The following is a 12,799-nucleotide window of genomic DNA, read 5'->3' on the forward strand; positions in this document are numbered from 1 at the left end:
GAGAGGGAAGTTATATGCAGTATTACGGAAATGTTTTTAGACCACCAAGTGAGGCTAGGTCATTAATAGTTCAAGCTACAGTGGGTTGCTCTCACAACGACTGTACTTTTTGCTACATGTACAAGGAAGATGATTTTAGGATAAGATCCCTTGAAGACATAAAGAAGGACCTAATAGAAATGAGCTCCTATGGAGATTACTTTGAAAGGATCTTCTTGGCAGATGGGGATGCCCTAGTATTAAAGACAGAAGACCTTCTTGAAATCCTAAGGACAATAAAAAAATATTATCCCAATGTAAAGAGGGTTTCTTCCTATGCAACTGCCCAAGATATAAATAGGAAGTCCCTAGAAGAATTAAAAGAACTTAGGGCTGAAGGACTTGAGATGCTCTACATTGGTTTCGAAACAGGAGACGAAGAACTCCTAAAAGAAATTAATAAGGGCGTAACTTATGAAGAATATGTGACTGCCATGAAGAAGGCAAAGGAAGCTGGATTTACGACTTCTATCACAATCATTGCAGGCCTTGGCGGAGTTGAGGGCATAGAGAGAAATGCCATTGGAACTGCCAAGCTAATTTCAGAAACTAAGCCAGACTTCTTGGGTTATCTTACAATGAGGATCTACAAGAACACACCTCTTTATGAAGACTATGTAAATGGCAAGTTCAAGATGCCAGATGTAGGTCAAATCCTTGAAGAGATGAAGATATTCTTGGAGCACGTTGACTCTGAAGGCACAGTATTTAGGTCCAATCACGCTTCCAACTATGTCCTACTTGCAGGAACTTTAAATGAAGATAGGGAAGGCCTAATAAGTGCAATAGAAAAAACTTTAAAGAAAAAGTCTTTTAGACCTGATGTATTGAGAGGATTTTAAAATTGAAGGACAAGAATTTTGAAAGCATGGATGAAGGACAAAGACTAAAAAATTTAAAAAAAGACCTGGACTCTGGAGTCATTTCCTTTGAAGAAAAGACTGAAGAGACCTCCCTTGCCCTAAATCCTGTTAGGTACCTAATCCCACTTGAGAGGGATCCTAATAAAAAGGAGAAACTTGACATTGACTACAAGAAGAAGAAAGGACCTAGTGACAAGAATTTCGAAATTATTATTGAGTTAAATCCAGAAGGTCATGAAGTTCATGAAAAGAAGGGAAGGTCCTCAAGACTTCCTGCCCCTCACAGGGTTCATTATCTTCAAAGAACAAAGAGAGAAAACCCCAAGATAGATAGGGGCTCTCTCTTTTATGACTACCTAGAGATTTACTTAAATAGAACAAAAAACATAGAGAAAAAATTTTTTGAAGACTACTTTGGACTCTAGTCTCAAGAAAAGAGGAAAAAATGGAAGAAAAAAAAGAATTAAAAGAAAAAAATATCCCGTCAAAATTGACCTTTAAGACAGATGTCTACAAAAAAATATTTTTGACAGGGCTTGCCCTATTATTTGTGGCATACTTATTCGTAAACTCCAGGACAATATTTTCAGGCCTTGGAGTTTTACTTGGCATTTGCGCTCCCTTCATTTTAGGTGGAGTCATTGCCTTTATAATGAAAATACCCCTAAACTTTTTAGAGAGAAAAGTTTTTGACAAAATAAAAAATGAAAAATTTCAAAAGCACAAGAGGACAATATCCATTGCCCTATCCTTTATAGTGATAATCCTTGTTTTCTTTATCATTACGGCAATAATTGTCCCACAACTTATTAACTCCTTTAACGAACTTAGGAAGTCCCTTCCAAGTTTCTTGCAAATGGCAATTGATAAGACAAGAGAGATACCTTACCTTAGCAGTTACTCTGATAAGCTCCAAGCAGAATACGACAACCTATCTTGGAATGAAATCTTTGATAGGGTCAAGGGCTTTGTGAAGTCAGATGAAAATTCATCCCACATACTAAATTCTGCACTTTCTACTGCATCAAGTATCTTAGGCGGTTTGGTTTCCTTCTTCCTTGCTCTTATTACATCAATTTACATCCTTGCAGACAAGGAAAGACTGGGATATCAAGCAACAAGAATTTGCTACTCATGTTTTAACAACAAGGTCGCAAACAAAATCTTACACGTTGCCCACCTTTTACATGAAAACTTCTTTGGTTTCATCAGGGGACAGCTTACAGTTTCAACCTTTATAGGTATAGCAACTTTTATTTGCTGCCTAGTATTGAGGATGCCAAATGCAGCCACAATTGGTGTAATAGTTGGTGTCACAGACCTTATTCCAATTATTGGTCCCTTCCTTGGTGGTGCCATGGCCTTTGTCATGATTGTAATCGAAGACCCAACAAAGGGCCTCATCTTTATAGCCTTGGTTGTAATCTTGCAACAAGTTGAGTCAAACCTAGTTTATCCAAAACTTGTGGGAAACGAAGTTGGACTTCCGTCACTTTGGACTCTTGTGGCAATCACAATAGGTGGTTCTCTCTTTGGTGTAGTTGGTATGTGCGGCTTCATACCACTTGCATCAACAATCTATGCCCTTATAAAAGAGTACACAGAGTACAAGATCAATGAAAAGAACTTAGACTTAAGAATGAAAAAAACATAAACAAAAAAGACTTCTCATTTCACAGTGAGAAGTCTTTCTTTATGCAAAAAATTATATCTTATTTAGATTTCTTCTTTGTAGTTTTCTTTGACTTAGAAGATTTTTTATCATCTTTTTCGTCATCATCATCTTCCTTGGCATTTTCTTCTGCTTCCATTATGTTGCCTTCGCAGAATAAGTAAGTTCTCATTTGTTCGTCCCAACCTTCTTGGTTGCGGCGAAGCCATTCAAGTGTCATCATTGCGTGTTCAATTTCTTCTTCGGCATTGTGCCACATGATTTCCTTTAGTTCCTTGTCGTCAGTAACTGCAACTCTTTGGTAGTACCAGTCAACTGCTTCGATTTCTTCTTTTAGGGAGTTAATTGCTCTTACAATTTCCCTTTGCTTCTTCGTCATTTCACTAGCGGGTTCGTGATAATCGTTAGCCATAATAAGCTCCTTTACAATAAAAAATGTTAATTTACTTCTAAATTAATTATAACACTAACGCTTTAACAAAGGAATGGATTTTTCAAACTTCCTTGTTTTGGGTATAATAGATATAGTTGAAAAAATTATGAAGAGAAAGAGAATTGAAATAATTTTCAAAGATACTGAGAAAATTGATTAAAGGAGAGATTGTTAATGATTGAATTTAAGAACGTCAGTAAGATCTATCCCGGTAATCAGGTTGCAGCTGAAAATATAAATTTAAAATTCAAGGATGGCGAATTTATATGTTTTATTGGAGCCAGTGGATCGGGCAAGACTACCTGTATGAGGATGATCAACAGGATGAATGAAATCACATCAGGCGAGATCCTCATTAACGGAGTCAGCATCAAGGACATGGATCCTGTTGACCTCAGGAGACAAATTGGATATGTAATCCAACAAATTGGACTCTTGCCCCACATGACAGTTTATGACAACATAGTTTTGGTCCCTAGACTTCTTAAGTGGGACGAAGAAAAACTAAGACCAATTGCAGAGAACTTAATAGAAAAAGTTGACCTGCCACTTTCTTACTTAGAAAAATATCCATCAGAATTATCTGGTGGACAACAACAGAGAATTGGTGTAATAAGGGCCTTGGCAGCAGACCAAGACATAATCCTAATGGACGAACCCTTCGGTGCCCTTGACCCAATAACAAGAGATGCTCTACAAAAACTTGTGAAAAGACTTCAAAGAGAAATGGGAAAGACAATAGTCTTTGTATCCCACGACATGGACGAAGCCCTTTCACTTGCAGACAGGATAGTCATCATGAAGAAGGGTCACGTTGAACAATTTGACACTCCAGAAAATATACTTAAGAACCCAAAATCAAAATACGTAGAAGAAATGTTGGGCCAAGAAAAGATGAACGAGGCCAAGACTTCTTATAGGACTGTTGAGACAATAATGCTTAAGAATCCAGTTTCCCTAACAAGTGACAGGTCAACTTACGATGCCCTTGCCCTTATGAGGAACAAGAGGGTCGACACGATTTTCGTTACAGACGAAGAAGGTCACCTACTTGGAGCAGTGGGTATGTTTGACATAGGAAAATTTGGTAAGCACATAAAACCACTTGACGAAGTCATGGACAAGGTCTATGCCATAGAAGAAGATACAGTTATAATGAATGCCATTCGTGACATCTATAATCTTGACATAAAGAACCTTCCAGTAGTTGATGACGAGAACAAGCTAGTGGGCCTTGTTACCAGGGCATCAGTAGTTGATACAATCTACACCAACCTCTGGGAAAATGAAGAAGAGGAAGAAGTTGAGGAAATTTACGAAGAGGACAACTTGTCCGAACTTATGAAGGATGCATCAGGTGAGTCACCTAAGAAAATAGGTGATAAAAATGATTGATTTTTTACTAGCAAACAGTGGAGAAATTTTATCAAAGTCCCTGGAACACCTTATGATTGCGGCAATTTCACTAGCACTTGGAATATTAGTGGCAGTACCCATTGGAATTTTACTAAATAGGTCCAAGCAAGCGGCCAAAATCGTCATGGCAATAGCATCAGTTCTTCAAACAGTTCCATCCTTTGCCCTCTTGGCACTTATGATTCCACTTTTTGGAGTTGGAAAGAAACCAGCCATAGTTTCATTATTTATCTACTCCTTGCTTCCAATTATGAGGAACACTTATCTTGGAATAGCAGGAGTAAATGAAAACCTAATTGACGCAGCCAAGGGCATGGGAATGACAAGGTCCCAAATACTTTTCAAGGTCCAAATTCCTATGGCCATGCCAGTTATTATGGGTGGTATAAGACTTTCAGGAGTTTATGTCCTTGCTTGGACAACTCTTGCAGCCTATGTAGGAGCAGGTGGACTTGGGGACTTTATCTTCAACGGACTTACTAACGCAATAATGCCAATGGTAGTTTGGGGCACAATCCCAGTTACCCTTATGGCCATAATAGTGGATTTCTTCTTTGGAATTTTAGAAGAAAAACTATCGCCCAACAAGAAAAGTGAGGTGGCATAATGAAAAAAATTAAAAAATTTCTTTTAATATTTCTTATACTTCCAATCTTTTTGACATCCTGCACCCTACCAGGGATTGGTGGCAACACCAAGACTAGCGTAGTTGTGGCAACAGGATCCAATACAGAAAGACAGATCCTGGGAGAAATTGTTAAGCAAATGATAGAACACCACAGCGACATAGACGTTTCGCTGATTACCAACTTGTCATCATCTGTCTTAAACCACATAGCCATGTTAAAGGGAGATGTAAACATAGTTGGTGCCATGTACACAGGTACAGCCCTAAGTGGGGAACTTGGCATGGACCCTATTAAAGATCCAAAAGAAGCAGAGAGAGTTGTTATGGATGAATACTACAAGAGGTGGGAGAGATATTGGTACCCATCCTTTGGTTTTGACAACACCTATGCTTTTATGGTTACAAAAAAATTTGCAGAAGAAAATAATCTTAAAAAAGTTTCTGACCTTGAGAAGTTAAAAGACAATCTCGAAGTTGGAGTTGACACAGCTTGGATAAAAAGAGAGGGAGACGGATACAAGGCCTTCAAAGAAATCTACGGCTTTGACTTTAAGACAGTTTATCCCATGGACATTGGACTAGTTTATACGGCTCTTGCCAGTGGAGAGATGGACCTCGTCCTTGGATATTCCACAGATGGAAAGATTTCATCCTATGACTTAGTTGTTCTAGAAGATGACAAGAGACTTTTCCCACCTTATGACTGCTCGCCAGTCCTATCAAAGGCTATTGTAGAAAAATATCCAGAGCTTGAAACAATAATGATGAAGCTTGTGGGTCAAATCTCATCAGAAGATATGCAAGAATTAAACCGTCAGGCAGACGAAGATTTAGAGATGCCAGCACTAGTTGCAGAAAACTTCTTGAAAAAGCATAATTACTTTGAAGATGTAAAAGTTGATCCAGAAAAGATAAAGGAATACAAGGAAGCAGTGGAAGGAGGAAAAAATGTCTGATGTAATGATTTACTATATGGAGAACGCGTCCTATGTCTTTGAACAATTTATTAGACACTTTCTAATTTCCATTTACGGAGTTCTCTTTGCATCAATAGTGGCAATACCACTTGGATTTGCAGTTGCAAGGAAGGGAAAACTATCAAGACTGACAATAAGTATTGCCAATGTAATGCAGACAATACCATCCCTTGCTATGCTTGCCATCCTCATGTTTTTAATAGGAACGGGACCAAACACAGTGGTCTTTGCAGTATTCTTATATGCAATCCTTCCAATATTAAAAAACACAGTTGGAGGAATAAATTCAGTGACACCAGAACTTGTTGATGCAGCCAAGGGAATGGGGATGACGAAATTTCAAATAATGAAAAAAGTAGAACTTCCCCTTGCCATATCCATAATAATGGGTGGCATAAGAAATGCCCTTGTTCTTGCCATAGGAGTTACGGCAGTGGGAACCTTCATTGGAGCAGGTGGCCTTGGAGATATAATCACAAGGGGGATCACAGTTGCCAACGGAAGCCCTATAATAATAGCAGGAGCAATCCCAACAGCCCTAATGGCAGTCTTGGCAGACTTCGCCCTTGGAGCCATAGAAAATAAACTTAAACCAAGAACTTTTACAAAGATATAGAATAAAAAAAACTCAGGTTTTATAAGCCTGAGTTTTTTCATGTCTTAATTTATTTTTTACTCCTATAAAATTCCACGCTAGATGCCAGCGTATTCACCAGTACAATGTAGTGGTGGTAGAAGGAAAATAAAATTGCCCCAATGGGTCCTCCGACCATTTCAAGAGGGGTCCTGCCCGTTATGTTCCAGGGAATGTAAAGTGGAGTCATAATTGCAGAGTTCTCAAGATCAAGGGCTAACTTGTAGGAGTCCTTATAATTTTCCCTTGCCATTTCGTAGGTGATCATAGTGGTCAAGGTTTGGTTAGCAGAAAAACCTGCGATTATAAATGAAATAAAGGACATGACCACCATGTCGGGTAGCTTTTCAAACAAGATGTTTACATATTTTTTCACAACTACTAAGAGGTCTGTGTGCTTGAAAAAACCAAAGTAGCCAGATGAAATCCCTACAATAAGTAGCATCTTTCTCATAGATAGAAGGCCGCCACCATTTACTAGTGGTCCCACATCAGAGTCAATGTGAAAACCAAAAATCAAGGCCTTAAAAATTTCTCCAAGGCTAGCATCTTGAAAGATTATTGCAAAGAAAATAGAAATTATAATGGAAATTACCATGTTGATCCTAATGTCCACTTTAAATATAGCCAAGATGATTATGGAAAGAGTTGGGACCACTAAGAAGAAATTAAAATTAAAAATGCTGGCAATGGACCTCAAACTTTGAGAATTTATCTCGGCATCAATTCCAAAATTAAAAATTTGAAAAGTGATTAGGGTCAAAACTAGGGGAATGACACAGGTCCTAAACATATTTTTCAAGTTAACATAGAGGTCAGTCTTGGTAAGAGTTGCAACCAATAGGGCTGATGTTGACATTGGAGATGACCTGTCGCCAAAATAGCAGCCAGACAAAATTGCCCCACCAGTGATATAGGGATTGAAGTTCATGGCGGTAGAAATTGACATGGAAATTATGCCAGAAGTGGAAGCAGTTCCAAGACTTGTCCCAGTTAAGACTGAAATGGCAGAGTTAAAAATAAAAACTCCCACATAGAAAAATTTTGGGGCAATAAGCCCAGTCCCTTTATAAATTATGTAGGCAATAGTCCCCGATAATCGCCAAATACCTGTTATCATTCCAATTAACATAAAGACAAAGAGGATGGTCTTTGTGTCCAAGAGTCCCTCATAGACCATGTGAAAAATTTCTTTTAATTTGTAGTCTTTTATAAAGGCGTAAATTATTAGGAGAATCAAATTCAAAAAGAGGGCAAGGACAATTGATATATCAAAAATTATTGCTATGAAGAGATTCACCATAAATAAAATTAAAATTAAAATTTCTAGCATTTTCCACCTCCCTGACTTTCTTTACTCTAGCTTTATACTTTTTATTTTATAATTAAGCCAAGACATCTTTCAAGGAAATTTAGGCAAATCTTAATAAATTTGAAAGACTTTTGCAGGTCTTTACTATTGTAATTCTTGAAAAACTTAATATATAATTAAGCATGGAGGTAGATATGAAAAAATTTTATACAAAAGCGAAAGACACCATACTTAAAAATAGAAGAAATAAAATCCTAGCAGGAGGAGGACTGGCCCTCATCCTGGCCCTAATACTTATACCAAAATTTGCTGGCCTTGGTGGAGGAAAGGGAGAAACAATTTCTGAAAACCAAGTTGTGACCCTAAAGAAGGGGAGCGTGACAAACTCCGTCAGCGAAAAGGGAAAGGTTGTTCCATCAAACTCAGTGGAAGTATTTGCTGAAAAGTCCCTTCCAGTGACAGAAGTCAATGTAAAGGTTGGCGACAAGGTCAAGAAGGGCGACGTCATAGCCAAGCTTGATTCCTCAAGCATAGAGCAACAACTAAAGTCAAGGAAGGCCCAAAAGGAAGCCACAGACAAAAATGTGTCGGCACAAATTTCTGCTGCCAAGAAGAGACTTTCTGAAGCAGTTACTGGCCAAAAGAATGGCAAGAACCCAGCCCTTGTTGCTGCAGAAACTTCCCTAACTCAAGCTATGGACCAATACCTTTCTGCAGAGAAGTCCTACAATGACTTCAAGAGAAGTATCGACGAGAGATACAACCAAGGAATAGTTGCAGAGAAGGACTCCAGGCAAAATCTTGCCCACCAAGAAGAAGCAACTGACCTGAGATACAAGCAACTTGTTGAAGACCTAAATAATAATAGGGACAAAATTGCAGAAAATAGGTCTCTTGCAAGAGACTCTTCCAGGTCCAAGGACTACTTGCAGTCAGATCTCGACAATGCCAAGAGAAGACTGACAGAAATTGGGATTGAAATATCTGAAAGCCAAGGTAAAATAACGGAAAAACAAGGACAGCTTGTAGGTGGAGAAAATCCAAATGTAAAAGGAAATTATAATAATAACAACAAGCCTTCAGTAAACAACCAAGGCATGAACACAGGAACACTTGAGGAAAAAATTGTTGAGAATACCACAGGTGGAGAAAAAATTGATACTGCTAAGCTTCAAAGAGAAATTGACGACTTGAAAAACAAAATCAAAAGCCTGACAAGAGAACAAGCCGAAACAGAAATACTGATAGGAAAAATATCCGAAGACCTTGCCACTGCTAAGGCTGACGAGCAAAAATACGATTCCCAAGCCGAAGCTCTTGAAAAAGAAGTGGAAGGACAAGTAAAACAAGTTGAATCAACAGAACTTGAAGTGAGAAAGGCAAAAGAAGACCTCTATGCCGATGCAGACAAGGCCCTAAAGGCAAGAAAATCTCGTGACGACGAGTTAAAAACTCTAGAGAAGAACCTTGAAACTGCTAAGAACAACTATGATAATGCCAAGAAAAATCTAGAATCAACAAAACAACAAGTTGCCAACGAAATTTCTGGCCTAAGAGACAACCTAAACACAGCCAAGGCTGGAGCAAACAATCTTGATAATGTGGAAATCGAAAATCTAAGTCAGGAACTAGACAAGGTCATGATCAAGGCACCAGCAGACGGAACTGTGACAGAAGTCCCAGCCAAGGAAGGCCAAGTCCCAACAGGATATCTTGCCAAGATCGAAACTATAGACAAGCTTAGGATAGAATCCCAAGTCAAAGAATACGACAAGAACTCCATAAGTGTGGGAACAGAAGTTGAGATCACATCAGATTCCCTTGTGGGCGAAGTCTTCAAGGGCAAGGTCATCTCCATTGACCCAGCACCAATGCCAGTTTCTGAAGACAACAAGTCTGGCGAAGTCCTCTACAAAACTGTAATAGAAATAGATGAAGGACAAGAAGAAAAGCTTGCTCCAGGCATGACCCTAAGAGTTAAATATATCCTCAGCCAAGAAAGAGACACCTTCAAGGTGCCAAGTGACGCAATCTTCGAGAGAGATGGCAAGTCCTATGTCCTTGGTCTAAAGAACATTGGCAAGGATGACTACCAAGTTGAAAAAGTAGAAGTCATAAGGGGACTTGAAAATGACGCAGAAACTGCCATCAAGTCCAAAGACCTAAAGGAAGGCGACAAGGTCCTTGCCACATCAGGAGGTTATGGAGAGGGAAGCAAGCTAACCCTTATGAAGGACCCAAACTCCAAAGAAAGTGATGGAGATGAAAAAAGTGTAGACGCCAGCACTGCAGAAGCCGGAGGAGTTATTATAAAATGACAGGCAAGCTTATAAAAATGGAGGGCATAAAAAAGTCCTTTAATATAGGAAAAGAAAATGAATTGGAAATCCTCCACGGCATAGACTTTGAAGTAAACGATGGCGACTTCGTATCAGTTGTGGGCCAGTCGGGATCAGGTAAGTCAACCCTAATGAACATTATTGGACTCCTTGACAGGCAGACCTCAGGCTATTACGAACTCAACGGGACAGACATATCCACCCTAAAGGACAGTGAGCTCTCAGCCTACAGGTCCAAAAAAATTGGCTTCGTATTCCAGAACTTCAACCTAATCCCCAGGTCCAATGCCCAAAAAAACGTAGAACTTCCCATGACCTATGCAGGAGTGGGAAAAAAGGAAAGGGCAGAGAGGGCAGAAAGACTGCTGGAAATAGTGGAGATGAAGGACAGGATGGACCACCTTCCCAATGAGTTATCAGGAGGACAAAAACAGAGAGTTGCCATAGCTAGGTCCATGGCCAACAACCCAGATATCATTTTGGCAGACGAGCCAACGGGAGCCCTGGACTCCAAGACTGGCAGAAATGTTATGGACCTCTTCCACAAACTCAACAAAGAAGACAAGAGGACCATAATTATCATCACCCACAACATGGAACTGGCCAAGGAAGCTGGCAGGATCTACAAGATGACAGATGGACTTTTGGAGGAGATTTAATGGACATACTAGAAACAATAAAACTCTCCCTTGAGGGACTTAGGTCCAACAAGCTCAGGTCCTTTTTAACCATGCTAGGGATAATAATTGGAATCGGGTCAGTAATCGGCATCACAACCATAGGAGATGCCCTCACCAAGTCAGTCAACAAGGCCTTTGACTCCATAGCCAACACAGCAGTCCAAATTTATGTAAAGCCAAAAAATGCCGACTACGATGGGGGAGAACTCACCGACTCCGACTACTTCTCAGAAAACATAATAAACTATTTAGAAGCACAAAAGGGCAGGACCATTGAAGACTTAGTCTACCATGGAGCCAGCGGCCAAGGCTATGTCAAGGAAGGGAGAGACAAGGAGCCAGTATCCATAGTTTCCACATCAGAGGGCGAAAAAAATCTTTTCAAACTCAAGATGATTGCCGGAAGGTTTTTAAATGACCAAGACGTGGCAAGGGGCAAGTCTGTTGCAGTAATATCAGACAAGGTCCTTGAAGAAATCTACAAGGTCCCAGCACCAGAAGCCTTGGGCCAAGAAGTAAAAATTGACGTCAATGGTAAACTCCTAGTTGCCACAATAATTGGAGTCTATGAGTACGAAGAGATGAAGGTCATGGGCCAATCACTTAATGGGGCCAGCTCATCCGTTTACATCCCAAGGACAACAGGGGACAGAGAACTTTTGACAGAACCAAGGACATCCTACTACGACATCGCCATGACTTTAAAAAAACCCGACACTATAGAAGAAGATGCCAAGGCTCTAGTTGATGACTTAAATGCCAAATTCTACAAGGACAACCCACGAGCAGAAGTTGCCCACTACTCAGCCGAGAGCGAAATATCACAAATGAACTCCGCCATGGGGTCCATTCAAGTTGCCATAGGAGCCATAGCAGCTATCTCTCTCTTAGTTGGAGGAATCGGCGTAATGAATATCCTCCTCGTGTCTGTGACAGAGAGGACCAAGGAAATTGGAATAAGAAAGGCCCTGGGAGCAACAAGGGGCGACATAAGGAAGCAATTCATCATCGAGTCCGTAATAATTTGTATCATCGGGGGAATTTTTGGCATCCTTCTAGGGTCTGTAATAGGTATGGTTGGATCCAAGCTCCTAAAAGCACCAAGCCTTCCATCCCTTATCTCCATAGTGGTGGCAGTGGGATTCTCCATGCTAATAGGAGTCTTCTTCGGCTACTACCCAGCCAACAAGGCAGCCAAGCTAGACCCAATCGAAGCCTTGAGGTATGAATAAGACGTAAGATATTAGAAACTTATAAACTTATAAACAATTAAATAGACTATATAATAGAAGAAAAGCACTGTCGAGAGGCAGTGCTTTTCTTTGCTGTTAGGTCAGCTGCAACTTTTAATAGAAGAAAGACCGAAGCGAACTTCGATTTGCAGCAGATGTCTGCTCTTGCCTAACCCAATTTGCAAAATCAAATTGTAGGTAGGTCAGCTGCAATTTTTAATAGGAAAAAGACCAAGACGAACTTCGATTTCACCAGACGTCTGCTCTTGATCTAAAAGATTAAAGAGCAAATTAATTTTGAAGTCATAAAGTCCTATGACCTAGTAAAAAATTATAAGTTCCTGATTGAAAAATGAGTTTATAAAAAAACTCCTGAGTCACAAACAAGTAGGACTCACTAATAAATTCTAAAGTGACAAATAAGTATGACTTGATGATAAACTCTTAAGTCATAAGCAAATAAGACTTGATGATAAATTCCGAAGTGACAAATAAGTAAGACTTGCTAATAAATTCATAAGTCGTAAGCAAATATAAGTCCATAAGAAACTCCAAAGTCACAAATAAGTATAAG

At 39.5% G+C, this 12,799-nt stretch carries 12 protein-coding genes; 10 read left to right on the forward strand and 2 right to left on the reverse strand.

Translation table 11 applies throughout. The features are described 5' to 3' along the window. Positions 1 to 14: 14 nt before the first annotated feature. Genes HMPREF3023_RS02310 through HMPREF3023_RS02320 form a run of 3 tightly spaced genes read left to right on the forward strand, consistent with a single transcriptional unit; the run spans position 15 to position 2,556 of the window. The gene (locus tag HMPREF3023_RS02310) at positions 15 to 881 is read left to right on the forward strand and encodes a radical SAM protein (RefSeq protein ID WP_070700243.1); all 867 of its coding nucleotides are present in this window, start codon (positions 15 to 17) and stop codon (positions 879 to 881) included. 2 nt (positions 882 to 883) lie between these two features. Continuing rightward, positions 884 to 1,327 (forward strand): hypothetical protein, encoded by a 444-nt coding sequence (locus HMPREF3023_RS02315; protein WP_070700244.1) that lies wholly within the window; start codon positions 884 to 886, stop codon positions 1,325 to 1,327. 20 nt (positions 1,328 to 1,347) lie between these two features. Next, a complete protein-coding gene (locus HMPREF3023_RS02320) occupies positions 1,348 to 2,556 on the forward strand; it encodes an AI-2E family transporter (RefSeq protein WP_070700245.1) in 1,209 nt (402 codons plus the stop codon). Between the two features lie 58 nt (positions 2,557 to 2,614). Here the strand turns inward: HMPREF3023_RS02320 and HMPREF3023_RS02325 are convergent, their stop codons facing one another. Then, positions 2,615 to 2,986: an encapsulin-associated ferritin-like protein gene (locus tag HMPREF3023_RS02325; RefSeq protein WP_070700246.1), complete on the reverse strand. Its 372-nt coding sequence runs from the start codon at positions 2,984 to 2,986 to the stop codon at positions 2,615 to 2,617. A gap of 195 nt (positions 2,987 to 3,181) precedes the next feature. On the opposite strand from HMPREF3023_RS02325, the gene HMPREF3023_RS02330 reads away from it, so the two are divergent. From HMPREF3023_RS02330 to HMPREF3023_RS02345, 4 genes are read left to right on the forward strand one after another with little or no spacing between them, the layout of a single operon-like run. After that, on the forward strand, positions 3,182 to 4,402 hold the full coding sequence (locus HMPREF3023_RS02330; RefSeq protein ID WP_070700247.1) for an ABC transporter ATP-binding protein: 1,221 nt from the start codon (positions 3,182 to 3,184) through the stop codon (positions 4,400 to 4,402). Continuing rightward, positions 4,395 to 5,030 carry an ABC transporter permease gene (locus HMPREF3023_RS02335; protein ID WP_070700248.1) on the forward strand — a complete coding sequence of 212 codons (636 nt, stop codon included), beginning with the start codon at positions 4,395 to 4,397 and terminating at the stop codon, positions 5,028 to 5,030. The genes HMPREF3023_RS02330 and HMPREF3023_RS02335 overlap by 8 nt, the downstream gene beginning before the upstream one ends. After that, complete coding sequence (locus HMPREF3023_RS02340; protein WP_070700249.1) at positions 5,030 to 6,007, forward strand: osmoprotectant ABC transporter substrate-binding protein; 978 nt, start codon at positions 5,030 to 5,032, stop codon at positions 6,005 to 6,007. Before HMPREF3023_RS02335 ends, HMPREF3023_RS02340 begins: the two co-directional genes overlap by 1 nt. Next, the gene (locus HMPREF3023_RS02345) at positions 6,000 to 6,644 is read left to right on the forward strand and encodes an ABC transporter permease (RefSeq protein WP_070700250.1); all 645 of its coding nucleotides are present in this window, start codon (positions 6,000 to 6,002) and stop codon (positions 6,642 to 6,644) included. Before HMPREF3023_RS02340 ends, HMPREF3023_RS02345 begins: the two co-directional genes overlap by 8 nt. Positions 6,645 to 6,693: 49 nt before the next feature. Here HMPREF3023_RS02345 and HMPREF3023_RS02350 read toward each other — a convergent pair whose 3' ends face one another. Next, entirely contained in the window at positions 6,694 to 7,995 is a 1,302-nt protein-coding gene (locus tag HMPREF3023_RS02350; RefSeq protein ID WP_070700251.1) for a Na+/H+ antiporter NhaC family protein, read from the reverse strand. A gap of 173 nt (positions 7,996 to 8,168) precedes the next feature. Between HMPREF3023_RS02350 and HMPREF3023_RS02355 the strand changes: the two genes are divergently transcribed. Genes HMPREF3023_RS02355 through HMPREF3023_RS02365 form a run of 3 tightly spaced genes read left to right on the forward strand, consistent with a single transcriptional unit; the run spans position 8,169 to position 12,225 of the window. Next, positions 8,169 to 10,292, forward strand: a complete 2,124-nt coding sequence (locus HMPREF3023_RS02355; protein ID WP_083315493.1) for an efflux RND transporter periplasmic adaptor subunit — start codon at positions 8,169 to 8,171, stop codon at positions 10,290 to 10,292. Further along, complete coding sequence (locus HMPREF3023_RS02360; protein WP_070700252.1) at positions 10,289 to 10,972, forward strand: ABC transporter ATP-binding protein; 684 nt, start codon at positions 10,289 to 10,291, stop codon at positions 10,970 to 10,972. Before HMPREF3023_RS02355 ends, HMPREF3023_RS02360 begins: the two co-directional genes overlap by 4 nt. Then, entirely contained in the window at positions 10,972 to 12,225 is a 1,254-nt protein-coding gene (locus tag HMPREF3023_RS02365; RefSeq protein ID WP_070700253.1) for an ABC transporter permease, read from the forward strand. The genes HMPREF3023_RS02360 and HMPREF3023_RS02365 overlap by 1 nt, the downstream gene beginning before the upstream one ends. Positions 12,226 to 12,799: the final 574 nt, after the last annotated feature.

The organism is Peptoniphilus sp. HMSC075B08, assembly GCF_001815405.1.
GTDB lineage: Bacteria > Bacillota > Clostridia > Tissierellales > Peptoniphilaceae > Peptoniphilus_A > Peptoniphilus_A harei.

What these genes read in the sequence shown, in the direction of transcription:
- HMPREF3023_RS02360 (WP_070700252.1), top strand. Translation starts at nt 10,289, where the DNA reads ATGACAGGCAAGCTTATAAAAATGGAGGGCATAAAAAAGTCCTTTAAT.
- HMPREF3023_RS02330 (WP_070700247.1), top strand. Translation starts at nt 3,182, where the DNA reads ATGATTGAATTTAAGAACGTCAGTAAGATCTATCCCGGTAATCAGGTT.
- HMPREF3023_RS02350 (WP_070700251.1), bottom strand. Translation starts at nt 7,995, where the DNA reads ATGCTAGAAATTTTAATTTTAATTTTATTTATGGTGAATCTCTTCATA.
- HMPREF3023_RS02365 (WP_070700253.1), top strand. Translation starts at nt 10,972, where the DNA reads ATGGACATACTAGAAACAATAAAACTCTCCCTTGAGGGACTTAGGTCC.
- HMPREF3023_RS02310 (WP_070700243.1), top strand. Translation starts at nt 15, where the DNA reads ATGCAGTATTACGGAAATGTTTTTAGACCACCAAGTGAGGCTAGGTCA.
- HMPREF3023_RS02335 (WP_070700248.1), top strand. Translation starts at nt 4,395, where the DNA reads ATGATTGATTTTTTACTAGCAAACAGTGGAGAAATTTTATCAAAGTCC.
- HMPREF3023_RS02345 (WP_070700250.1), top strand. Translation starts at nt 6,000, where the DNA reads ATGTCTGATGTAATGATTTACTATATGGAGAACGCGTCCTATGTCTTT.
- HMPREF3023_RS02340 (WP_070700249.1), top strand. Translation starts at nt 5,030, where the DNA reads ATGAAAAAAATTAAAAAATTTCTTTTAATATTTCTTATACTTCCAATC.
- HMPREF3023_RS02325 (WP_070700246.1), bottom strand. Translation starts at nt 2,986, where the DNA reads ATGGCTAACGATTATCACGAACCCGCTAGTGAAATGACGAAGAAGCAA.
- HMPREF3023_RS02320 (WP_070700245.1), top strand. Translation starts at nt 1,348, where the DNA reads ATGGAAGAAAAAAAAGAATTAAAAGAAAAAAATATCCCGTCAAAATTG.
- HMPREF3023_RS02355 (WP_083315493.1), top strand. Translation starts at nt 8,169, where the DNA reads ATGAAAAAATTTTATACAAAAGCGAAAGACACCATACTTAAAAATAGA.